A 22068-nucleotide genomic window follows, 5' to 3' on the forward strand; every position below is an offset into this window, starting at 1 on the left:
TCTGTAATGGTGAGCTCAGAAGGAGCGTCACCCATGGGTGCGTCGATTTCTGGCTTAGTGAGGTTGTGTTCAGTCATAACTTAATTCTGGCAGAGAAAAGGGCCGGCTCCCCAGAAGGAACCGGCCCCATATTTCACGTGATGTTACTTTTCTCCGTCAACTCCGTCGGAAGCGAGAAGTTCCTTCTCGACCTTTCCGCCGTAGCCTTCTTTCTGAGGATCTCCGTGGAGACCACCTGAGACGGCGTATTCCTCTTCGGGTGAGAGCACGAGGCGCTTGCGGCCCCAGAGCGCAAAGCCAATCAACATCAGTGCGTAAATAACCGCAATGGCGACGATGGCTGGGCGAGCGGGCTCATTGATGAAGAATCCGAAGAAGATTGCCAGGGACACAATCGCCGCAATAACAGCACCGGGTACTCCCCAGGGGCTCTTGTAAGGACGGTTGGCCTTGGGGAACTTCTTGCGCAGGATCACAAAGGAGACCATTTGCAGGATGTAGGCAATAACAGCACCCCATACAGCGATGTTGAGCACGATAGCTCCCGCAACACCACTTGCTCCACCCAGGGAGTCAACAGCGATAAGGGCCAAGAAACCAATGACTGCACCAACAGTCAAAGCAACGTAAGGAGTCTCTCGCTTGCCTGTCAAAGACAGGACCTTGGGGTAGTAACCAGCTCGGGAGAGTGAGTACATGTTGCGACCGTAGGCGAACATGATTCCCTGCAGGGAAGCAAGCAGACCAATCAACGCGAAGAGTGCGAGCACGGCAGCAGCACCGTCACCGACCATGGCACGGAAGCCATCAAGCAATGGCTCGCCTGCAGCGCTGATTCCTTCAGCGCCAACGAGGGCGGTGTTGAGGAACAGAACCAGCAGACCAGTCACAATCAGCGTGGTGCGAGCAATCAGACCTGCACGAGGAATGTCCTTGACGGGGTCGTGAGATTCTTCAGCAGCAAGAGGAAGTTCCTCAATACCCAGGAAGAACCACATGGCGTAGGGAAGTGCAAACAGGATGGGCACCCAGCCGTGAGGAAGGAAGGTGGACTGTCCTGCATCTGGCGCGATGTTCCAGAGGGAGTCGAAGTCAAGCTTGCCCGAGAAGACAGCCATGACAGAGAACACCAGCAAGATAGCGATTGAGATGATGGACACCACAATGGCGAACTTGAAGGAGACAGCGGAGCCGGCAGAGTTCAGCAGCACGAACACCGCATACAGAATGATGTACCAGACGAACATGGGCAGGTTCAGCCCTAAGAGTTCACTGGTCACACTATTGGCATAGGACGCCGAGAAGAAGACAACCACGGCTGTGGTTGCGACATACTCAATCGTTTCTGCGAGACCGGTAATAAATCCACCCCACGGCCCCATTGCCGATCGGGCGAATGAATATGCTCCACCAGAGTGAGGCATGGCTCCCGCCATCTCTCCAATGCTGAACATCATTCCGTAGTACATGAAGATGAGGACGGCGAATGCGATCAGCATTCCGCCAAAGCCGGCAAAGCCGATACCGAAGTTCCAACCGGAGAAGTCTCCGGAGACCACGGCAGCGACGGCAAGGCCCCAGAGACCCCACAAACCAGCCGAACGCTTAAGCGTCCGTTTCTTGAAATAGTTGGCGTCTGCGGTTGTGTACGTCACACCCGAGACGTTCAAGGTGTCTTTGGACATTTACATTTCCTTCTGCTCGGGTTGAGCACCTCAAGGATCGAGGTGAGGCACACAACGCTGTGAGATTCCTTGGAGATGACTATATGCCTCAAATTGGTTCTTGTAACTACCTTTAACAAATAATTAATCTGAAAAAAATCTGCTATTTACCCAAGAACGCTTGACACGGAATCTTCAATAGAGTGGTCTAATGGTTGGAATACCTACCTCAAGGAAGAGAGTGACAATGTCCACTGCAGCTGGGAACCTCACCGCAGAAGGCCTCAAAGCCCTGGTTGAAGCCGGAACGATTGACACTGTCATCGTCTCCTTCACCGATATGCAAGGCCGCTTGGTGGGTAAGCGTGTTTCAGCTCGCCTCTTCGTTGAGGACGTGATGGCGCACGGCGCCGAGTGCTGCAACTATCTCTTCGCGGTAGATGTCGAAAACAACACCGTAGATGGCTACTCCATCTCGAGCTGGGAACGTGGCTATGGAGATATGGCCATGATCCCCGACATGAGCACCCTGCGCACGGCTCCCTGGCTCGAAGGCACTGCCATGGTGATGGCAGATATGCAATGGCTTGACCATTCCCCTGTCATGCAGTCTCCTCGTGAAATCTTGCGCACCCAGATCAACCGCCTGGCTGCCCACGGCCTCGTTCCCTTCGTGGGCACCGAGCTTGAATTCATCGTCTTTGACGACACCTACCGCGAAGCCTGGGCCAAGGGATACGACAACCTGCGTCCCTCCACCGACTACAACGTGGACTACGACCTCCTCGCCTCAACCCGTGTTGAACCGTTACTTCGAGACATCCGCAACTCGATGGATGCTGCCGGCATGTATTGCGAAGGAGTCAAGGGCGAGTGCAACCTCGGCCAGCAGGAGATTGCTTTCCGTTATGACGAAGCACTCGTCACCTGTGACAACCACTCTGTGTATAAGAGCGGTGCCAAAGTCATCGCCGATAAGCACGGCAAGTCATTGACCTTCATGGCGAAGTTCAATGAGCGTGAAGGTAACTCCTGCCACATTCACATCAGCTTGCGCGATACAGACGGCAACCCTGTCTTCGCAGACAAGAACGCTGAACATGGCATGAGCAAGATGTTCCGCCACTTCTTGGCTGGCCAAATTGCTGCAATGCGTGAACTCTCCCTGTTCTTCGCTCCCAACATCAACTCGTACAAGCGCTATGTCGATGGCAGCTTCGCTCCCACCGCAGTTGCGTGGGGCTTGGATAACCGCACCTGCTCACTTCGTGTTGTAGGGCAAGGCCACGGTATGCGTGTGGAGCAACGCGTACCAGGTGGAGATGTGAACCAGTACCTCGCAGTTGCTGCACTGATTGCTGCAGGATTGCACGGTATTGAAAACGAGCTCGAACTCGAGCCGCTCACTACAGGCAATGCCTACACCGGAGGTGCACCACGCGTCCCCTCAAGCCTGCGTGATGCAGCTGAGTTGTTTGCCAACTCAACCATCGCCAAGGAAGCTTTCGGACAGGACGTTGTTGATCACTACCTCAACTACGCACGTATCGAAGTAGCAGCCTATGACTCTGCTATTACTGACTGGGAGCGTGTTCGTGGCTTCGAGCGTCTCTAACCGCAAACCCGTTATCGGGCTCACCACCTACCTAGAACAAGCCCAGTCAGGCGTCTGGGATGTTCAAGCTGCCTTCTTACCGAAGGTGTATTTCAACGCTGTGAACAAAGCCGGCGGCATTGCCGTTCTTCTCCCCCCACAGGCCATCGATGCGGAAAGCGCTGAAACCATTCTGGACGGGTTAGATGGATTGATAATCTGTGGCGGTAAAGACGTTGATCCTGCCCGTTATGGACAGACGCCTCACCCAATGACAGATGAGCCCAGGCCAGATCGTGATGCTCTCGAGGATGCACTCCTGACGGCGGCGATTAATCGAGAACTGCCTTTTCTTGGTATTTGCCGCGGTGCGCAGATGCTGAATGTCATCCGTGGTGGGGACCTGATTCAACACCTCCCTGAAGTAGTCGGAGATGACCGCTACCAAAAAGGTCAAGGCAACTTCAGTCACATTCCTGTGAAGGTTGCTGAAGATTCACTCCTTGCCTCTGTTCTGGGCAATGAAGCCCCCGTGGGCGCCATGTATCACCACCAAGCAATTGGTGAGCTCGGCGAAGGCCTCAGCGTTGTTGCCTCCACTGAGGACGGAGTGATTGAAGCGCTCCAACTTGATGACGTTCCGTTCGGCCTTGCCGTGCAATGGCACCCAGAACAAACCCCCGAAGACATAGGCCTCTTTGAAGGCCTGGTGGATGCAGCAAAAGAATATGCCCACCACCACCCCCGCAACACTCAAAGGAGCTCATCGTGAGTTACACCATCATTAACCCCGCAACCGAAGAAGCGGGCGAAACCATTGAGCACCTGAGCCTGGAGCAAACAGATGAGGCAATTGATCTTGCCAAGCGTGCACAGAAAGAATGGGCTGCAAGGAACCCCGCTGACCGCGCTGCAGCTCTGCGCCTCTTCGCTGATGCCGTGGATGGCGATATTGAAAACCTTGCTCAGCTCGAAGTTCGTAACTCCGGCCACCCCATTGGCCAGGCTCGCTGGGAAGCTGAACACGTCCGTAATGTGCTCGAGTATTACTCTGCAACACCAGAGCGTCTCTTTGGCAAGCAAATTCCTGTTGCCGGCGGCATTGACTTCACCTTCCAAGAACCTCTCGGTGTTGTCGGTGTGATTACCCCGTGGAACTTCCCGATGACTATTGCATCCTGGGGCTTTGCTCCAGCCCTTGCAGCCGGTAATGCTGTTGTCCTGAAGCCTGCTGAGTGGACACCCCTCACCAGTATTCGCTTGGGTGAGCTAGCCCTGCAATCTGGACTTCCTGAAGGACTATTCCAGGTTCTGCCCGGTCAGGGTTCTGTCGTGGGAGAACGTTTCGTTACCAACCCCACCGTGCGCAAGGTTGTCTTCACTGGCTCCACCGCAGTGGGCAAGCGGATCATGGCGGGTGCCGCTGATCAGATCAAGCGCGTGACTCTGGAACTGGGTGGCAAGAGCGCCAATATTGTGTTCGCAGATGCAGACCTCGAGAAAGCAGCCGCAAGCGCTCCCTATGGTGTCTTCGAGAACGCAGGCCAGGACTGCTGTGCCCGCAGTCGAATCTTGGTTCAGCGCAGTGTCTATGACAAGTTCATGGAATACCTCGAACCAGCCGTCAAGGGCGTCAAGGTAGGTAACCCTCTCGATGAAGCTACAGAGATGGGTCCCTTGGTTCACAAGAAGCACTTCGACAGCGTTTCTTCCTACGTGCCCAGCGATGCCCCTGTTGCTTTCCGCGGTTCTGCCCCAGAAGGTGCTGGCTACTGGTTCGCCCCCACTGTGCTGACTCCTGATTCCCGCAACCACATCAGTGCAACGGATGAAATCTTTGGTCCTGTCGTCACGGTGCTTCCTTTTGACGACGATGCAGACGCTATGGAACTGGCGAATGCAACAGAGTACGGCCTTTCAGGATCTATTTGGACCCGTGACGTGGGACGTGCACTGCGCATTTCTCGCGGCGTCGAGTCTGGAAACCTATCCGTGAACTCACACTCTTCCGTCCGTTACAACACCCCCTTCGGTGGTTTCAAGCAGTCAGGACTGGGCCGCGAGCTCGGTCCAGATGCGGCATTGGCTTTCACCGAAACCAAAAACGTCTTCATTCCTGCCGACTAAGACCTGAACAACCTCACTAAGGAGAAAAACAATGAGTATCGAAAAGATTGACCTCACCCAGCGTCTTGCCGGCAAGGTTGCTGTGATTACCGGTGGCGCAAGCGGTATTGGCTTTGCCACGGCTAAGCGCTTCGCTGCTGAAGGCGCAACCGTCGTTATTGGCGACGTTGTCCCTCAGGAAGTAGGAGATGCAGCTGCAGCAGAAGTGGGCGGTCTCTATGTCCGTGCAGACGTGACCGATGAAGATCAGGTCAACAACCTCTTTGACACCGCTTTCAAGGTCTACGGATCTGTCGACATTGCCTTCAACAACGCAGGTATTTCACCTCCCGATGACGACTCCATTGAGACCACTGAACTTCCTGCGTGGAACAAGGTTCAAGACGTCAACCTCAAGTCGGTCTACCTCTGCTCTCGAGCAGCACTTCGCCACATGGTGAAGCAGCAGAGTGGCTCGATCATCAACACGGCATCCTTCGTTGCCGTGATGGGTTCGGCAACCTCGCAGATCTCTTACACCGCCTCTAAGGGTGGCGTTCTCGCAATGAGCCGCGAGCTCGGTGTTCAGTTTGCTCGTCAGGGTATTCGCGTCAACGCCCTCTGCCCTGGGCCAGTGAACACTCCCCTGCTTCAGGAACTCTTTGCTAAAGACCCTGAGCGCGCTCAGCGCCGCTTGGTTCACATCCCTGTGGGTCGCTTTGCCAAGCCCGAAGAGCTCGCTGCGTCCGTTGCCTTCCTGGCAAGTGATGACGCCTCCTTCATCACCGGATCAACCTTCCTGGTTGATGGCGGCATCTCCTCCGCCTACGTCACACCACTGGACTAAGCACACCTCCAATGCCTCCAGAAACCTCACCCGGATTGGCTGCAGTAGTAAGCCCCCTCAATGGGGACTTACTACTGCGGCCTGTCCGAGGAGGAAACACCTATGAAGAAACGGTTGAGCGCCTGCTTCAAACCATTCGATTAGGTCTGGCACTTCCAGGAGTTCAATTCCCTCCAGAACGCGAGCTCGCGAGCATGCTCGATGTGAGCCGAGACACTGTTCGGCTTGCTATTTCAGCTTTAGTAGATGCCGGTTACCTCGTCGTGAAACGTGGTCGATACGGCGGGACATTTGTGTCGGAAAACCTTCCCACACAACCCCTGCGCATGGGGCGCGATGGTGAGCTAACCCACCAGATTGATTTCACTCACGATGAGCTTGAAGATGTGCTCATTCTGAGAGAGATCTTGGAATGTGGTGCTGCTTCTCATGCTGCTACCCGCAGTTTGAGTTCTGTGGAACGAGAACAACTCTGGGCTGTGCTCCAAGAAACCGCCGAGTCCACGGCGGATAACTACCGCATGCTCGATTCCCGGCTTCACCTGCTGATAGCCGAGCTGACAGGCTCACCCTCATTGCTCTCCCAAGTAGCTACCTCACGCATGAGGGTCAACGAACTGCTCGATGGCATTCCCTTACTTGCACCCAATATCTCGCACTCAAATGAACAGCATGAAGCCATCGTGTTGGCGATTCTCACGGGAGACGCCGAGAAAGCAAGCGCCGCGATGGCAGACCACGTTTCAGGTTCTGCTGCGCTTCTGCGCGGCTTCTTAGGCTGAGCCTGAATGAGATGTCGCAGTGTGAGGTTCATTGCTCTGAGTTTTCATGACAGAGTAATTCAGTGAGCGAACACAAAGGCACCCTCGGCATTGCGCAGGGAACTGCTCTCTATATCGCCAGCGTGCTGGGCACCGGCATCTTGGTTCTTCCTGGTTTAGCTGCTCAGGTTGCAGGACCCGCCTCGATCCTCTCTGTTGCGATCATCTTTGTGCTTTCTATCCCTCTGGCAGGAACCTTTGCCGCGCTTGCTGCCCGCTATCCCGATTCAGGCGGTGTTGCCAGCTATGTGCGCAAGTCCATGGGAAACACCTGGGCCCGCGTTGCTGGATATCTCTTTTACTTCGGCGTAGCTGCCGGCGAACCTGTTGTTGCGGTGATGGGTGCTGAATACGTTGTCGCCATTACCGGCGCAGACCGATCACTCTTGCCCGCGGTTGCCGCAGTGCTCTTCCTCGTGCCCTTCACACTGAATCTGTTCGGCGTGAAGGTTGCTGGCTGGGTGCAGCTAGGCCTGAGCGCACTTCTTGTGGTTGTTGTCGTTGGCGTGATTGCCTATGGCGCTCCTGCAGTGCAGGAAACCAGCTTCCAGCCGTTCATGCCCCATGGCTGGGTTGGTGTGGGCGTGGCCATCAGCTTGTTCGTGTGGGCATTCGCCGGCTGGGAAGTTGGAACTCACATTGCTGCTGAGTTCAAGAACCCTCGCAAGACCATCCCTATTGCCACCGGTATTGCTCTGGTGATTGTGGGAACTGCCTATTTGGCACTGCAATGGGTCACCATCGGCGTGCTCGGCGAAGATGCCGGCAAAGGCAGCGTTCCTCTACTGACCCTGGTGAATGAAACCGCCCCCAAGGCTGGTTCAATCATCATTGCCAGCATCGCGGCGATTGTGTCCCTGGGCGTGCTCAATGCTTATCTAGCTGCCATTGGCAAGCTGGGTGCTTCCCTGGGACGTGACGGAGATCTCCCCCGCTATTTCGCCAAGGGTGCTGAGCCAGATGAAGTTCCCCGCAGGAGCTTGGCGCTGTCATTGGGAATTTCCATCATCTTCTTTGCCATCTTGTTCGCCCAAGATTTCCAGTTGCTCAGCTTGATTCCCATTCACTTGAGCTCCATGGTGGCCATCTATGTACTGGGCATGACCGCTGCTGTGCTGATTTTCCCTCGCTGGAGCTGGGACTGGTGGGTTGCCGTCGTAGCACTAGCGATGACCATCGTGCTCTTGATCTTGAACGGCCCGAACGTGCTCTTCACCATCGGGGTCGCGATTATTGCGGTGATTGTGACGCTCGTGAAGCGCCGGCTGGCAAAGAAGGCAGCACAAGCCGCCTAACTCGTCGTTCTTTCGAACTACATCTCTTCGTGCGTGTTGGGGTCTCCACCCCAGAGGCGTCCCCTCTCCAGACCGGAGATGACATCCATCTCTTCAGGGGAGAGGTCAAAGTCGAAGCTGTGCAGGTTCGACATCTGACGACCACGATCTGCTGACTTCGGCAAAGGCAAAGCACCGAGCTGGGTGTGCCAGCGAAGAATGAGCTGAGCTGGAGTGACTCCGCGTGATTGAGCAAGGTCCGTGATGACCTTCTCGTTACGCAGTTCTTCCGTCTTACCCAAAGGGCTCCAGCTTTCGGTTTGAATACCGTGCTGAGCATGGAAGGCACGCATCTGTGCCTGGGGGAAGTACGGGTGGAGTTCGATCTGGTTCACAGAGGGCACGACGCCGGTGGCGTCGATGATTTTGGTCAAGAATTCTTCGGTGAAGTTACACACACCAATGCTCTTGGCCAGACCGTCATCCTTGAGCTCAATCATGGCCTGCCAGGAATCGAGATAGCGGTTCACGCTGGGGTTTGGCCAGTGAATCAAATACAGGTCGATGTAGTCGAGGTTCATGGCTTGGCGGCTCAGTTCAAACGCAGCCATGGTCTCGTCGAAACCGTGTGCAGCACCAGGAAGTTTGGTGGTGACGATGATCTCCTCGCGAGGAACACCCGAAGCTGCAATAGCTTTGCCCACTTCAACCTCGTTGTTGTAGCGAGTTGCGGTGTCAATCAGGCGGTAACCCTCATGGATAGCGTTGACAATCGAGGCGATGCCGTCGTCACCGGTGAGTTTGTAGGTTCCCAGACCGATCTGAGGAAGAACTAGACCGTCATTGAGCGCATAGGTGGGAGTCGTCATACTCACCAGCGTAGAGCCTTCTAGAGTGTGACGAGTGAGTGAATCTCACGCCCTGCCAGGCGTTCACGTCCACCTAAAGCTTCGAGTTCCAGCACAACAGCAATACCTGCCACTTGCCACCCTGCTCGCTCAATGAGAGACACAGAGGCATCAATAGTGCCACCTGTTGCCAGGACATCGTCCAAGACCAGCACTCGGGATCCAGTTGGTAACGAAATCGGGTTCACTTCGAGGGTTGCTGTGCCATATTCGAGGTCATAGGTTTCACCGATGATGTCGCCGGGGAGCTTGCCCCCTTTACGAATAGGGAGCACGCCCACGCCCGCATCAATGGCAGCCGCGGCTGCCAGCAAGAAGCCGCGGGCTTCTAAGCCCGCCACAGCATCGAACTGACCCACGAATGGCTCGATCAAACCATCCACGACGGCACGAAAGGACTCTCCGTGAGCAAAGACCGGGGTCAGATCGCGGAAAAGAATGCCCTCGGTGGGAAAGTCAGGAACTGTCAGCATGCGTTGCATGACGACATCAGTCGCGTTACTCATGTTTCCAGAGTAATGGGCTGTGGTGACTAGGCTTCCATTCCTGAAATCTTGGCGGGCGAGAGCTCGCGCATGACATCTTCTTTGGTCATCAGGCCAGCTTCAACGACGAGGTCAGCCACGGGGCGACCTGTCTTGAGTGCCTGCTTGGCCAGCTCTGCAGCTGGACCGTAACCAATAAACGGAATCAGTGCAGTGATCACACCAACACTCGAGGCAACCATGCCCTCGAGGCGCTCCACGTTCGCGGTGATACCCACGACGCAGTTCACACGCAGTGTCATGCAGGCCTGGGCAAGCCAGCTAATGCCCTGCAGGAGCGAGTAAGCAATCACAGGTTCGAAAGCGTTGAGCTGAAGCTGTCCACCCTCAGCAGCCATGGTGACGGTGACGTCATTACCTGCGATGGCATACGCAACTTGGCTCACTGCTTCAGGAATAACCGGGTTGACCTTGCCAGGCATGATCGATGAACCTGCCTGCTGAGCAGGAAGGTTGATTTCACCAAAACCTGCCTGCGGTCCAGAGGAGAGCAGACGAAGGTCATTGCTGATCTTGGAGAGCTTGATCGCTGAACGCTTGAGTGTTCCCGAGAAGCTCATGAATCCACCGGCGTCGCTGGTGGCCTCAATGAGGTCAGGCGCGCTGGTGATGTCGAGGCCAGAAATAATGGCCAAGTGGCGCACAGCAGCCTCGCGGTAGCGAGGATCTGCAGTGATGCCGGTACCAATAGCAGTAGCACCCAGGTTGATTTCACTGAGCATCCAGACAGTCTCGGTGAGACGGTCATAGTCTTCACCGAGGGTGGTGCCGAAGCCATGGAATTCCTGGCCCAAGGTCATCGGAACAGCGTCCTGCATCTGAGTGCGGCCCACTTTGAGGATGTGCTTGAACTCTTCACCCTTGGCGTTGAACGCGTCTCGCAACAAGCTCAACTCGTTGAGCAGGTGTGGCAGCGAGAAAGCGAGTGAGAGCTTCACAGCGGTGGGATAGGTGTCATTGGTGGACTGCGACTTGTTCACGTCGTCAATGGGGTGCATGTGTTCATACGCGCCCTTGGCGTGGCCCATGAGCTCGAGGCAGCGGTTCGCAATGACTTCGTTAGCGTTCATGTTGGTGCTGGTTCCAGCACCACCTTGAATGACACCCACGACGAATTGTTCGTGCCAGGCACCGTCAATGATTTCCTGGCAGACGCGGTCAATGATGTCTGCCTTGGCCTGGTCCAGGACGCCAATCTCGGCGTTGGCACGAGCAGCTGCCTGCTTCACGCAGGCCAAGCCCACGATGAGCTCAGGGAATACCGAGATGGGGCGCTTGGCAATAGGAAAGTTTTCCAGTGCACGTGCGGTGTGCACACCCCAGTAGGCGTCAGCGGGAACTTGCATGGCTCCTAGTGAGTCTGTTTCAGTGCGCGTTGCTGCAGGTGCGATGGGCATCTGAGCATTTCCGGCGAAGTTACCCACACGATCGGTTGACGAAAGACCGAGAGTATCGATGGGACGGGTTGATGGTGTGGTCTGTTCAGACACTGGTTATCAGCTCCATTGCTGTGTTAAGGACTTTGTGGGTCGACTCGAGTCTAGAACGGTCATTCGGGCACGAACAAGGAAGGCGTCCGGCTATTCGGACAATTCGTCAGCTCAGCTTTCGAAGTAATCCCTTGATGAGCTTCTTCTTGGATTCCGTAAAAGGCGGATACACCAAAGCCAGAGTTTCTGGCTTGAGGGGCTTCGACAAGATGGCCTTCTCATGACTAAACGCATCGAAGGAGCGCTTGCCACGGTAGGCACCGATACCGCTCTCCCCCACGCCACCGAAGGGAAGTCCAGGAACACTCAAATGCAGAATGGCCACGTTGAATCCAATTGCCCCGGAGCTAGTGCGCTCGGTGAAAGCACGACGAACCAGGGTGTTCTCGCTGAACACATAGAGTGCCAGGGGCTTTGACCTGGAGTTGATGAAGTCAATGGCGTCGTCAAGATCTGTCACAGTAATCATGGGCAGAATGGGCCCAAAGATTTCTTCCTGCATCACGGGAGCATCGCGTTTCACATCAGCCAGGACTGTGGGCGGGATGTAACGACTCTTGGCTACTGGCTTACCTTCTGCGACGACGCGGCCGTCCTTCAAATAGCCATTCAACCGAGCAAAGTGACCGTCATTCACGATGCGGCCATAATCTTCAGATTGCAGAGGATCTGTTCCATAGAGGGAAGCAATCGCCGTTACGAGGTGAGCTTCAAGTTCTCGCTGAACGCTCGCGGTGGCGAGGATGTAATCCGGTGCCACACAGGTCTGGCCTGCGTTGAGGTATTTAGCCCAGGCAATGCGTAACGCAGCTGCTTCCAGATCAACAGTGTCATCGATGTAAATCGGCGACTTCCCGCCCAGCTCAAGTGAGACAGGCGTGAGATTCTTGGCAGCCGCTGCCATCACGATACGTCCAACGCGACCATTACCGGTGTAGAAAATGTGGTCATAGTGCTGTTCGAGCAGCCAGCCAGTTTCTTCGGCAGCACCCTCCACAATGGCAATGGCGCGGGGATCAAGATAAACAGGAATGAGCTTGGCCAAAGCGGCAGAAGTAGCAGGAGCTAACTCACTGGGCTTGAGCACTGCAGCATTACCGGCAGCAATGGCTCCAATCAACGGAGCGAGAAGTAGCTGCATGGGATAGTTCCAGGGAGCAATAATCAATGCCACGCCCACAGGCTCACTCACAACAAACGCCTTGGCAGGCATTGCCGCCAGGGGAACACTGACCTTCTGAGGCTTAAGCCAGCTAGCAAGATTCTTGAGTGCATAGTCAATATCGCCCAGAATGATGCCGATCTCAGTCAATTGCGCTTCAGACGCGCTCTTACCGAGGTCTGAGAACAGTGCTGCCTCGATGACGCCTTCGTTGTCTGTCACCATTTGACGCAAGGCGTTCAGCTGGTTGATGCGCCACTGGCGCTTCGCGGTTAAACCCGAGTTGTACGCGTCCCGGAGGGATGCAACAAGTGCAGCAGCTTCTGACTTCTTCTTCAGCGTGGTCATGGCATTCACACTACGCCTGAAGACTTCATTAGTCGCGGGGTTGAACGTTGTATCGGCGAAGTTCCAGCGACGGGTTGGTCTTACGCGCATCCATGACGGCCTGAATGTTGACCGTGGCGATGGAGACACCCATCTGGTTACCCATGTCGATGAGGGTTTCACCCAGAGGAGAAATCACCCGAGACATTCCCACCGCAATGGGAGGAATTTGGTCTGCAGCAGCCAAATACACCGTGTTCTCGATGGCACGAGCAGAAGTGAGCGCAGCCCAGTGATGAGCTTTCTTGGGGCCCGAGATCCACTCTGCAATGAGGGCAACCATGTGAGCTCCAGCATCAACCAAACGGCGAGTGGTTTCAGGGAAGCGCAGATCAAAGCAGGTCTGCATGCCCACGGTGATGTCATCCACAGTGAACAGCTGTGGGGCTTCAGCAGGGTCGCCTGCCTGCATCCATTCGCTTTCGAGCATGTCGAAGGCGTCATAGAGGTGCACCTTGCGATACCTCGCCACGACGCCAGCTCCTGGCAACACCGCAATAGCGGTGTTGAAGGGGCGCTTGTCGTCGGGGTTATCTGAACTTTCGAGCATGCCAATGACAATGGCGATGTTGCACTCGTCCGCGAGTTCTGTCATCGCTTCTACAAAAGGTCCATCCATGGACTCGGCATATTCAAACACCCAGTCGCCGAGCTTTCCACCCAGAACAGAGGAGTATTCAGGTAACACAATCATGCGGGCACCGTTGTGAGAAGCAGCGTGCACCAAAGCTTGGATGGTGCTCACGTTCTCTGCAGGGTTGGGGCCAGGACCAAACTGGGCAACAGCGATCTTCACCCCGCCGACATCTTGGGATTCACCGAGATCGTCATTCTTGGTGTCGAATTCTTCAGCCATTACTTTCCCAATCCCAGAATCTCTCGGGTGACACGAACATCATCATGCATTTGCTCAATCAACGGCTCAACGCCTGTGTAGGCAACCATGCCACGGATATGTGAAGCGAACTCAATAGTCACGTTGTGGCCATAAAGGTCAAGATTTTGATCAAGGAGAAATGCTTCCACTGTGCGCTTGTTAGCGCCTTGAAAGGTGGGGTTTGTTCCCACCGAAATTGCTGCGGGGTAGCGGTGTTCTCCGTCAATAAACCACCCAGCGTAGACACCGTCACAGGGCACGAGCCCAGTGGCTTCTTGGGACAGGTTTGCGGTGGGGAAACCCAGTTCACGTCCACGCTTCTCACCGTGAACAACTTCGCCGTTGACGCGAGGCAAACGCCCGAGAAGCTCTCCGGCTGCTGCAACATCGCCAGAAGCCATGAGCTCGCGAATGCGTGAGGAAGAAATGCGCACACCATCAGCAGGTGCCACATCATCGATGAGCACCACATCAAAGCCGAGTTCAGCACCCAGTGCCTGCAACGTTGACACGTCACCAGAGGCATGATCACCAAAACGGAAGTCATGGCCAACAAGAACTGCCTGAGCATTGAGCTTGCCTAAGAGAATGACCGAAACGAAGTCTCGAGGACTCAATGCCGCGAGTTCAGAATCAAAGGCTAGGACCAAGCTGGCATCAATGTTCTGGTGGTCGATCAGTGCAAGCCGATCCTCAGTTGAGAGGATGTCTGCCGGTCTCTGTTCTGGAGCTAGCAACGATGCAGGGTGGCGATCAAAAGTAATCACGGTGGAGGCGAGTCCTCGCCTGGAGGCAATGTCGTTGAGCTGGCGAAGAATCTCGACGTGACCGAGGTGAACACCATCAAACTTGCCGATAGTGACCGCACTGGGTCCCCAGCCTTGAGGAATTTCTGTAACGCTATGCCAGTGCAACATTAGGCAGCTCGCGTTTCAGGGTGACGTCGAAGCCAGATCAAACCCAGGATGGGCATCACCAGAGGAATGAACAGGTAACCCATTCCGAAATACGACCACACCGTGGGATGAGCAAACAAGCTGGGCATCACCAGACTGAGCACTCCCACCACAATGACTCCAGCTAATTCAAACCCAATGGTCAGCTGCGCGATGCGGAACCACACAGGTCCCCGAGCAATCAGTGCAATGGTGGCAAAGACATAGACAACGGCCGCGAGTGCAGAGAGCGAATACGCCAGTGGTGCTTGATCAAATTTGGACACCAGTTGATAAAACGAACGACCGGTAGCCGCCAGTGCCAACACGAGATAGACCGCAATGAGGATGCGACCAGCACCAGAACGGCGCGATGTAGTGGCGGCGATGTCAGTCATGTCGTGTCGAGTCTAGTTCTGCCCTAGATGCCCTGAATAAACCAGATCTGGCCCATGCGATAGAGCATGATCGCAACGGCAAGCTGCGCAACACCCAAGATCACCGTGCTCCAGCGCGAACGATCAATCAGTGCCCAGAACCCTGCCCCAACGGGCAAGAAGATGGCACTGATCAGATAGATATAAAACTCAAACAAGCTTCCGGTGGGCTGATTGCCGGTCAGTGGACCGGCAATGGTGACCGCAAGCTGAACAATGAGGAGCAACGCAACGACGCCGGCGAAGGCCATGGTGAGGTCACTCGGACGGCGTCCCATCAAACCTAGGACCACTGCAAGCACGCCACCCATCACGGCAACGCCTATCTGCAGAGCTGTAAACCAGTCGATCATGAGAGTGAGGAGCTTTCCGTTTCTGTGGGGAAATTCACCACAACGCGAGTCTGGTTCTTTTTCACCGTAACCAGTCCCACCAGCCTATCTTCCGGGCCAATAGCTGCGACCGGGTCCTTACTGTCGGGGAATCCCTCCAGCAGGACCTTCTTGCCTTGAGAAAGCTCTAAGGCTTGAGTTTCGTTGAGATCCACAGCAGGGAAGATTCCGCGCGCCACATCAGCTGGCGACAAGAGCTCTGGCGCGCTCTCGAGTTTCTCCAGATCATGTGCGTCAGTGACGTGAAATGAACCGATCCGGGTTCTGCGCAACATCGTGAGGTGTCCGCCCACACCAAGCGAATAGCCCAAATCTCGGGCTAACGCTCGAATGTACGTGCCAGATGAGCACTCCACGCGAACCTGAACATCAATGAAGCCACGGCCTTCTTCATCTTTACCGCGGGTGATATTCACAACGTCGAAGGCGTGGATCGTGACAGCACGAGCTTTGAGCTCAACTGTTTCTCCAGCACGTGCCAGTGCATATGCTCTCTTGCCGCCCACTTTGATGGCACTAACTGTGCTGGGCACCTGTTCAATCTCTCCAGTGAGAGGAACAATGCCTTCGGCAATGAGTTCGTCTGTCACGCGAGAAAGCTGAGCCTGGGGCGCAAAGCCCAACAGGTCTCCTTCAGCATCATCAGTGGTGCTGGACGAACCCAAACGAATCGTGGCGATGTATTCCTTACTCAATCCCACGATGAAGGTGAGCAACCGAGTCGATGGGCCTAAGCCCAGGATGAGCAAACCTGTCGCCATCGGGTCTAATGTTCCAGCGTGACCCACCTTGCGCGTTCCCGCGAGGCGACGAATACGTGCCACAGCGTCATGGCTGGTGAATCCTTGAGGCTTATCTATCAACACGATCCCGTTGGGAGCTGGAGTTGTTGTGGAAGCCATGTCTCAATTATCCCGGATTGTCCAGATCAGAACTTGTGAAAACAAAAAGACCACCTGGCGAGAGGTGGTCTTAGTGTTGGTGCACCCCCCGGGACTTGAACCCGGAACCCACTGATTAAGAGTCAGTTGCTCTGCCAATTGAGCTAGAGGTGCAGTTGGTTCGAAATTGTGTTCCGAACCGAAGCACAACATTATCATCTCTGCAGGCGTGGGTCTAATTGAGTAAACCTAGCCTTTTCGATGGCAATGCTGCGGCTAAGAAATAGGCTGTGCCAATTTCTTAGCTTTGCGCGATGATGCCACTTGCGTGGTGACAACGAGCAAGATGGCGAAGATAAACACTGCCGAGGCAATCACGTTTGCTTGAGCAGGAATACCCCTGGCAGCGGTGATGTATACGTACTTGGGGAACGTGTAAACACTTCCGGAGTTGAAGTAGGTAATGATGAAGTCATCAAAGCTGAGTGCAAACGACAGTAGAGCGGCAGCCATGATTCCAGGTAGCAAAAGTGGGAATGTAATCCGCCAGAAGACCTGAGCCGGAGAACCATAAAGATCACGCCCTGCTTCTTCTAATGCAGGATCCAGGCTTGCCACACGAGCCTTTACGGTGACCACAACGAAGCTCAAGCAGAAGAGAGTGTGGGCAATGATGATGGTTCCCAAACCCTTCTGTGTGCCGAAAGAAAGGAACTGGGCTGCAAGACCAGCACCCATGACGATTTCCGGGGTTGCCATAGGCAAGAACAGCAGCAAGTTGGTGCCAGAACGGAACTTGAAACGATAGCGCACCAATGCAATCGCCATGGCAGTACCAATGGCGGTTGCCAGCAGGGTTGCGGTGACACCAACAATGATCGAGTTCACAAAGGACTCACATACGCCCTGTGCACGGCACACTGTGGTCCAGTTATCCAGCGTGAATCCACGCCACACAATGTTCGACTTCACGGAGTCGTTGAAGGAAAAGACAAAGGTGTAGGCGATGGGGATGAGCAGGAACAACAGTGCCAGTGCTGTGTAAAGCGGGAGTAAATATTTACCGAAAGAGAACTTAGACATTAGAGCAAGTCCTCCGTTCCACTTCGCTTCACATAGACCGAAACGATGATGAGGATCACAGCCATCAGCATGATGGACAGTGCCGCAGCAGCCGGATAGTCATTGAGGACTAGGAAGTTGGACTGAATAGCGTTACCAACCATCTGAGTTCCTGGACCACCCAAGAACTCTGATGAAGCATTAATGAAGTCGCCAGATGCAGGAATGAAGGTCAGAAGAACACCAGAGACCACACCGGGCATCGACAGCGGAACGGTGATCTTCCAGAAGGAGGTGGAGGGCTTTGCATAGAGGTCTGAGCCGGCCTCAAGCAGGCGAAGGTCTAAGCGTTCCAGGCTGGTATAGATCGGCAGCACCATAAACGGGATGAAGTTGTACGTCAGACCAAAGATGACAGCAAAGTTAGAACCTTGGAACTGTGCATCAGGGGCCAGAAGTGAGATGGACTTCAAGAACGTGATGGTGGGGCTGTTATCGCTGAAGAGCTGCTTCCAAGCCAAGGTACGTAGCAAGAAGCTAATAAAGAACGGCGCAATCACAAGGATGAGTGCAAGTCCCTGAATAACTGGCCACTTACGCGCGGTTACACCAATGAAGTATGCAATGGGATAGCTCACCAGCAGTGCAGCCAGGGTTGCAATCAGTGCATATACGAAGGAGCGCATGAATTGCACACCGTATTCGTTGATGACCGTGACGTAGTTCTGCCACTGGAATGCGTAGACATAGTCACCAATATCGCCAAAGATGTCTGGCGCCTGGAGTGAGGTAATGATCAGCGAGATAAGTGGCGTCAAAAAGAAGAGTGCGAGGTAGGCAAGTCCTGGCGCGAGAAGCACCAGGGCAATCTTGCTTTTCTTTTTGGGTACGTCAACTGCTTCCGCAGTATTCGCAAAAGCTGCAAAAGCCATTACTCGGCTCCTGCTCCAGCGGCCTGGGTGGCAATAGAGGTCGTGGTGTGGTCGAGAACAAACTTGGACTCTTCCTCAGGGTTGTCTTCGATGACGAAGCCGCGCTCGATAGGCCATGAGACTGAGACAGTTGCACCCAAGTGAGCAACAGGGCCAAAGACCATGTTCTGCGCAAAGACAACAACGTTACCGACGCCAGCAAAGTCCACGATGTATTGCGTGCTCACACCGCTGAAGGAAACGTCAATGACACGTCCCTCGCTGAGAACGTTTCGTGAAGAATCTGCCGCAACCTTCTCAGTATGAAGAATCATCTTCTCGGGACGAATACCGACCGTAATAGTTCCCTCGGTACGTGCAGCACGCTCCTTGGGGACGGTGAGCTTGTTCCCTGCAACTTCAACACTCACTGAGGTTGAGTTAGAAGACACCACCGGACCAGTGAACAGGTTGGACTGACCCAGGAAGTTTGCCACGAACGAGGTGCGAGGAAGCTCATAAAGTTCCTCTGGTGCACCCATCTGCTCAATGCGCCCCTTGTTCATGACCGCAACTGTGTCAGCCATGGTCATGGCTTCTTCTTGGTCGTGAGTCACGTGTAAGAAGGTAAGCCCAACTTCAGTCTGAATGGACTTGAGTTCCAGCTGCATCTGTCGACGCAGCTTCAAGTCCAAAGCACCAAGGGGTTCATCTAAGAGGAGAAGGGCTGGGCGGTTCACAACTGCACGAGCGAGCGCAACACGCTGCTGCTGGCCACCAGAGAGTTGCGCCGGCTTGCGGTTGGCCACGTGGTCCAACTCCACCAAACGAAGAGCCTCATGAGCTTTGCCCATGGGATCATCAATCTTGCGTCGCTTGAGCCCGAATGCCACGTTTTCCAGGATGGTCATGTGTGGGAACAAGGCATAGCTCTGGAACACGGTGTTGACGGGTCGCTGGTAGGTCTTGGTATCAGTGACATCCTTACCACCGATCAAAATACGACCAGCGGTGGGTTCTTCAAGTCCTGCTACTAGGCGCAGAGTTGTTGTCTTGCCACAACCAGACGGCCCGAGGAGGGCAAAGAAAGACCCAGCGGGGATGAGGAGGTCGAGCTCCTCAATTGCCGTGAAACCAGGGAATCGCTTCTGAATGCCGACCAGTTCGAGGTCAGCGCCTCTTTCCGCGAAGGTTCCAGTGGCCATTAACCTGCCTGGACCTTCTCGAATGCCTTTGCGTATGCGGCGTCTTCCTCGATGGTCATCTGACGGAAAGGCTTAGCCTTTGACAGAGTTGCGTCGGTGGGGAAGATCAGTTCGCTTTCTGCGAGCGCAGGGTCAATGTTCATCATTGCTTCTTGTGCACCAACAACAGGAGTGATGTAGTTCACGTAAGCGGCAACCTGTGCTGCGACCTCTGGGTCGTAGTAGTAGTTGATGAGTTCCTGTGCGTTCTGCTTGTGTGAAGAACCCATAGGAATCATGAAGTTATCCGACCAGAGGTATCCACCAGCATCAGGGATAGCAAAACCATAGGTGTTGTCTGAGCCAGACTCAGCGTTCATGATGAATACGTCACCAGACCAGCCAATAGCTGCAGTCACGTCGCCGCTGGCGAAGTACTCTGCATACTCGTTACCAGTGAAGGCCTTGATCTGACCATCCATGACCTGCTTCTTTACAACTTCTAGAGCTGCATCGAATTCGTCCTGGCCCCAGTCGCCTGAGATATCAACTCCTTGGCTAGCCATGATGAGGCTGAGAGTGTCGGTCCACTGGCTCATCAGAGTGACCTTGCCCTTGAGTGCGGGATCCCACAGTTCTTCAACAGAGGTAAGGCCATTGGGGAATGCCTTGGAGCTGGTGACCAGACCGGTGAGACCAGACTGCCATGGGAGTGAGTAGAGACGACCTGGATCGAAGGTGATGTCTGCGAGTGCAGGGTTGAGGTTCTTGACCACGTTAGGCATATCTGCAGTGCCGAGCTCCTGCATCACACCGCGGCGTACCATGCGTGCTGCGAAGTAGTCAGTGAGGGTGACCAAGTCGTAGCCGATGTCCTGCCCGAGGAGCAGCTGGTCCTTAACCACTGCATAGAAGTCTTCATTAGAAGGAATAGCTTCTTCGTAGGTGACCTTGATACCGGTCTGGGTCTCGAAGTTGACCACAGTGGGGAGTTCGCCGGTTTCTTCATCTGCATCGATGTAGAGGGGCCAGTTCGCCCAGCGAACGACCTTATCTGTAGCAGAGACGTCTTCAGCGGGGGTCAGAGTTCCGCCACCAGCTGGAGCACAAGCAGCAAGACCAGCAGCAACCGCACCAGCTCCAGCAGAAGCCAGAAGTGTTCGCCTCGTGATCTTGGAGTTCATCGCGTGCTGAATCAGTGCGCGGACTCGTGGATCTTCAGGGAGTTGGCGTTCGGTCATGGTTTTGCTCCTCACGTGAATTCCCAGCAGCTACGTTGCCGCTGGTGTTTCGTTGCTTTCGATACTCTCACAAATACCGGGGGTTACACACATATCTGGACGAATGCAACAGTTTTGTAACCTGAAATTTACGAAATCCGCACAAATAATCACAAAATACTTTCGAATCCGTTGTGGAAATACTAAGGTAGTGACGTAGTCGCCCGTCTCGGCGCACCCTAACAAGGAGAGTCATGAAAGTCGCAGTCCCCACCGAAATCAAGAACAACGAGTTCCGCGTTGCAATTACCCCCGCAGGCGTACACGAACTCGTTGGCAACGGACACGAAGTTCTCGTTCAAGCTGGAGCAGGTCTCGGCTCTTCGATTACCGATGAGGCTTACAAAGCCGCTGGTGCGAAGATCGTTGCAACTGCTGAAGAAGCTTGGGCAGCAGCTGATGTGCTCCTCAAGGTAAAAGAACCTATTGCTAGCGAATACAAGTACTTCCGTGAAGGACTCGTTCTGTTCACCTACCTCCACCTCGCAGCAGAGCCAGAGCTCACCAAGGCACTCGTAGATGCCAAGGTCACCGGTATTGCTTACGAGACCGTTCAGCTCCCCACCCGCCAGCTTCCCCTCCTTGCTCCAATGAGTGAGGTTGCAGGTCGTCTTGCACCCATCCTCGGCGCTAACGTCATGCTCAAGCCCAACGGTGGCCCCGGTCTCCTCGTTCCTGGCGTTCCCGGAACCCACCCCGCCAAGGTTGTTGTTCTTGGTGGCGGTGTTGCTGGCACGAACGCAGTACAGGTTGCAGCCGGTATGGGTGCAGAAGTAACTGTTCTCGACACCAACCTCTTCCGCCTGCGTGAGCTTGACGCTCTCTATGACGGACGCATCAAGACCATTGCTTCGAACTCATTCGAGATTGAGAAGGCATGTCTTGAAGCAGACATGGTGATCGGTTCTGTGTTGATCCCTGGCGCGAAGGCTCCCAAGCTGGTCAGCAACGACCTGGTCAAGCGCATGAAGCCAGGCAGTGTTCTCGTGGACATCGCAGTTGACCAGGGTGGCTGCTTCGCAGACACTCACGCGACGACTCACGCTGATCCCACATTCCAGGTTCACAACTCGCTGTTCTACTGCGTTGCAAACATGCCAGGTGCTGTTCCTAACACCTCGACCTATGCACTGACCAACGCAACCCTGCCTTACCTGCGCTCCATTGCGAACAACGGATGGCACGCTGCCCTCAAGGCTGATCCTTCACTGCGCTTGGGCCTGAACACCCACGCCGGTGCTGTGACCAACGCACCTGTTGCACAGGCAACGGGTCTTGAATACAGCGACCTCGACGCGATCTTCGCGTAAG

At 54.7% G+C, this 22068-nt stretch carries 21 protein-coding genes and 1 tRNA gene; 7 read left to right on the forward strand and 15 right to left on the reverse strand.

Annotation, left to right across the window (positions count from 1 at the left end; translation table 11 throughout):
* Nucleotides 1-143 precede the first annotated feature (143 nt).
* On the reverse strand, nucleotides 144-1685 hold the full coding sequence (locus tag Q0362_RS02935; protein ID WP_298119591.1) for an amino acid permease: 1542 nt from the start codon (nucleotides 1683-1685) through the stop codon (nucleotides 144-146).
* Between the two features lie 226 nt (nucleotides 1686-1911).
* Between Q0362_RS02935 and Q0362_RS02940 the strand changes: the two genes are divergently transcribed.
* From Q0362_RS02940 to Q0362_RS02965, 6 genes are all read left to right on the forward strand, one after another.
* Complete coding sequence (locus Q0362_RS02940) at nucleotides 1912-3279, forward strand: glutamine synthetase family protein (RefSeq protein WP_298119593.1); 1368 nt, start codon at nucleotides 1912-1914, stop codon at nucleotides 3277-3279.
* The gene (locus tag Q0362_RS02945) at nucleotides 3260-4030 is read left to right on the forward strand and encodes a gamma-glutamyl-gamma-aminobutyrate hydrolase family protein (protein ID WP_298119595.1); all 771 of its coding nucleotides are present in this window, start codon (nucleotides 3260-3262) and stop codon (nucleotides 4028-4030) included. The genes Q0362_RS02940 and Q0362_RS02945 overlap by 20 nt, the downstream gene beginning before the upstream one ends.
* Nucleotides 4024-5385: an aldehyde dehydrogenase gene (locus Q0362_RS02950; RefSeq protein ID WP_298119639.1), complete on the forward strand. Its 1362-nt coding sequence runs from the start codon at nucleotides 4024-4026 to the stop codon at nucleotides 5383-5385. Before Q0362_RS02945 ends, Q0362_RS02950 begins: the two co-directional genes overlap by 7 nt.
* A 31-nt stretch (nucleotides 5386-5416) precedes the next feature.
* Entirely contained in the window at nucleotides 5417-6211 is a 795-nt protein-coding gene (locus tag Q0362_RS02955) for a 3-oxoacyl-ACP reductase (protein WP_298119598.1), read from the forward strand.
* Nucleotides 6212-6222: 11 nt separating this feature from the next.
* Complete coding sequence (locus tag Q0362_RS02960; RefSeq protein WP_298119600.1) at nucleotides 6223-6993, forward strand: FadR/GntR family transcriptional regulator; 771 nt, start codon at nucleotides 6223-6225, stop codon at nucleotides 6991-6993.
* 62 nt (nucleotides 6994-7055) lie between these two features.
* On the forward strand, nucleotides 7056-8327 hold the full coding sequence (locus Q0362_RS02965) for an APC family permease (protein ID WP_298119602.1): 1272 nt from the start codon (nucleotides 7056-7058) through the stop codon (nucleotides 8325-8327).
* Between the two features lie 17 nt (nucleotides 8328-8344).
* On the opposite strand, the gene Q0362_RS02970 is transcribed toward Q0362_RS02965, so the two are convergent.
* From Q0362_RS02970 to Q0362_RS03035, 14 genes are all read right to left on the reverse strand, one after another.
* Nucleotides 8345-9175 carry an aldo/keto reductase gene (locus Q0362_RS02970; RefSeq protein WP_298119603.1) on the reverse strand — a complete coding sequence of 277 codons (831 nt, stop codon included), beginning with the start codon at nucleotides 9173-9175 and terminating at the stop codon, nucleotides 8345-8347.
* Nucleotides 9176-9195: 20 nt separating this feature from the next.
* Complete coding sequence (locus Q0362_RS02975) at nucleotides 9196-9720, reverse strand: adenine phosphoribosyltransferase (protein ID WP_298119605.1); 525 nt, start codon at nucleotides 9718-9720, stop codon at nucleotides 9196-9198.
* A gap of 26 nt (nucleotides 9721-9746) precedes the next feature.
* The gene (locus tag Q0362_RS02980) at nucleotides 9747-11156 is read right to left on the reverse strand and encodes an aspartate ammonia-lyase (protein WP_298119641.1); all 1410 of its coding nucleotides are present in this window, start codon (nucleotides 11154-11156) and stop codon (nucleotides 9747-9749) included.
* Nucleotides 11157-11355: 199 nt separating this feature from the next.
* Complete coding sequence (locus Q0362_RS02985) at nucleotides 11356-12759, reverse strand: aldehyde dehydrogenase family protein (protein WP_298119607.1); 1404 nt, start codon at nucleotides 12757-12759, stop codon at nucleotides 11356-11358.
* Between the two features lie 28 nt (nucleotides 12760-12787).
* A complete protein-coding gene (locus Q0362_RS02990; RefSeq protein ID WP_298119609.1) occupies nucleotides 12788-13654 on the reverse strand; it encodes a carbon-nitrogen hydrolase family protein in 867 nt (288 codons plus the stop codon).
* A complete protein-coding gene (locus tag Q0362_RS02995) occupies nucleotides 13654-14592 on the reverse strand; it encodes a bifunctional riboflavin kinase/FAD synthetase (RefSeq protein WP_298119611.1) in 939 nt (312 codons plus the stop codon). The genes Q0362_RS02990 and Q0362_RS02995 overlap by 1 nt, the downstream gene beginning before the upstream one ends.
* The gene (locus tag Q0362_RS03000; protein WP_298119613.1) at nucleotides 14592-15008 is read right to left on the reverse strand and encodes a hypothetical protein; all 417 of its coding nucleotides are present in this window, start codon (nucleotides 15006-15008) and stop codon (nucleotides 14592-14594) included. The genes Q0362_RS02995 and Q0362_RS03000 overlap by 1 nt, the downstream gene beginning before the upstream one ends.
* Before the next feature lie 23 nt (nucleotides 15009-15031).
* The gene (locus Q0362_RS03005) at nucleotides 15032-15400 is read right to left on the reverse strand and encodes a hypothetical protein (protein WP_298119615.1); all 369 of its coding nucleotides are present in this window, start codon (nucleotides 15398-15400) and stop codon (nucleotides 15032-15034) included.
* On the reverse strand, nucleotides 15397-16341 hold the full coding sequence (truB, locus tag Q0362_RS03010; protein ID WP_298119618.1) for a tRNA pseudouridine(55) synthase TruB: 945 nt from the start codon (nucleotides 16339-16341) through the stop codon (nucleotides 15397-15399). Before truB ends, Q0362_RS03005 begins: the two co-directional genes overlap by 4 nt.
* A 77-nt stretch (nucleotides 16342-16418) precedes the next feature.
* Nucleotides 16419-16494, reverse strand: a tRNA-Lys gene (locus Q0362_RS03015).
* A gap of 102 nt (nucleotides 16495-16596) precedes the next feature.
* Nucleotides 16597-17403 carry an ABC transporter permease gene (locus Q0362_RS03020; RefSeq protein ID WP_298119620.1) on the reverse strand — a complete coding sequence of 269 codons (807 nt, stop codon included), beginning with the start codon at nucleotides 17401-17403 and terminating at the stop codon, nucleotides 16597-16599.
* Entirely contained in the window at nucleotides 17403-18314 is a 912-nt protein-coding gene (locus tag Q0362_RS03025) for an ABC transporter permease (RefSeq protein WP_298119622.1), read from the reverse strand. Before Q0362_RS03025 ends, Q0362_RS03020 begins: the two co-directional genes overlap by 1 nt.
* Nucleotides 18314-19498, reverse strand: coding sequence for an ABC transporter ATP-binding protein (locus Q0362_RS03030; RefSeq protein WP_298119624.1), 1185 nt, complete (start codon nucleotides 19496-19498; stop codon nucleotides 18314-18316). The genes Q0362_RS03025 and Q0362_RS03030 overlap by 1 nt, the downstream gene beginning before the upstream one ends.
* Entirely contained in the window at nucleotides 19498-20718 is a 1221-nt protein-coding gene (locus Q0362_RS03035) for a PotD/PotF family extracellular solute-binding protein (RefSeq protein WP_298119626.1), read from the reverse strand. The genes Q0362_RS03030 and Q0362_RS03035 overlap by 1 nt, the downstream gene beginning before the upstream one ends.
* 233 nt (nucleotides 20719-20951) lie before the next feature.
* Between Q0362_RS03035 and ald the strand changes: the two genes are divergently transcribed.
* A complete protein-coding gene (gene ald / locus Q0362_RS03040; RefSeq protein ID WP_298119628.1) occupies nucleotides 20952-22067 on the forward strand; it encodes an alanine dehydrogenase in 1116 nt (371 codons plus the stop codon).
* The last annotated feature ends 1 nt before the right edge of the window (nucleotide 22068 follow it).

Source organism: uncultured Aurantimicrobium sp. (assembly GCF_936931525.1).
Lineage (GTDB): Bacteria > Actinomycetota > Actinomycetes > Actinomycetales > Microbacteriaceae > Aurantimicrobium.

Excerpts from the sequence above, each read along its gene's own strand:
- Q0362_RS02940 (WP_298119593.1), top strand. The coding sequence starts at position 1,912 with ATGTCCACTGCAGCTGGGAACCTCACCGCAGAAGGCCTCAAAGCCCTG.
- Q0362_RS03035 (WP_298119626.1), bottom strand. The coding sequence starts at position 20,718 with ATGACCGAACGCCAACTCCCTGAAGATCCACGAGTCCGCGCACTGATT.
- truB (WP_298119618.1), bottom strand. The coding sequence starts at position 16,341 with ATGGCTTCCACAACAACTCCAGCTCCCAACGGGATCGTGTTGATAGAT.
- Q0362_RS02955 (WP_298119598.1), top strand. The coding sequence starts at position 5,417 with ATGAGTATCGAAAAGATTGACCTCACCCAGCGTCTTGCCGGCAAGGTT.
- Q0362_RS03025 (WP_298119622.1), bottom strand. The coding sequence starts at position 18,314 with ATGGCTTTTGCAGCTTTTGCGAATACTGCGGAAGCAGTTGACGTACCC.
- Q0362_RS02995 (WP_298119611.1), bottom strand. The coding sequence starts at position 14,592 with ATGTTGCACTGGCATAGCGTTACAGAAATTCCTCAAGGCTGGGGACCC.
- Q0362_RS02970 (WP_298119603.1), bottom strand. The coding sequence starts at position 9,175 with ATGACGACTCCCACCTATGCGCTCAATGACGGTCTAGTTCTTCCTCAG.
- Q0362_RS03030 (WP_298119624.1), bottom strand. The coding sequence starts at position 19,498 with ATGGCCACTGGAACCTTCGCGGAAAGAGGCGCTGACCTCGAACTGGTC.
- Q0362_RS02960 (WP_298119600.1), top strand. The coding sequence starts at position 6,223 with ATGCCTCCAGAAACCTCACCCGGATTGGCTGCAGTAGTAAGCCCCCTC.
- Q0362_RS02990 (WP_298119609.1), bottom strand. The coding sequence starts at position 13,654 with ATGGCTGAAGAATTCGACACCAAGAATGACGATCTCGGTGAATCCCAA.
- ald (WP_298119628.1), top strand. The coding sequence starts at position 20,952 with ATGAAAGTCGCAGTCCCCACCGAAATCAAGAACAACGAGTTCCGCGTT.
- Q0362_RS03005 (WP_298119615.1), bottom strand. The coding sequence starts at position 15,400 with ATGATCGACTGGTTTACAGCTCTGCAGATAGGCGTTGCCGTGATGGGT.
- Q0362_RS02975 (WP_298119605.1), bottom strand. The coding sequence starts at position 9,720 with ATGAGTAACGCGACTGATGTCGTCATGCAACGCATGCTGACAGTTCCT.
- Q0362_RS02980 (WP_298119641.1), bottom strand. The coding sequence starts at position 11,156 with ATGCCCATCGCACCTGCAGCAACGCGCACTGAAACAGACTCACTAGGA.
- Q0362_RS03000 (WP_298119613.1), bottom strand. The coding sequence starts at position 15,008 with ATGACTGACATCGCCGCCACTACATCGCGCCGTTCTGGTGCTGGTCGC.
- Q0362_RS03020 (WP_298119620.1), bottom strand. The coding sequence starts at position 17,403 with ATGTCTAAGTTCTCTTTCGGTAAATATTTACTCCCGCTTTACACAGCA.
- Q0362_RS02985 (WP_298119607.1), bottom strand. The coding sequence starts at position 12,759 with ATGACCACGCTGAAGAAGAAGTCAGAAGCTGCTGCACTTGTTGCATCC.
- Q0362_RS02935 (WP_298119591.1), bottom strand. The coding sequence starts at position 1,685 with ATGTCCAAAGACACCTTGAACGTCTCGGGTGTGACGTACACAACCGCA.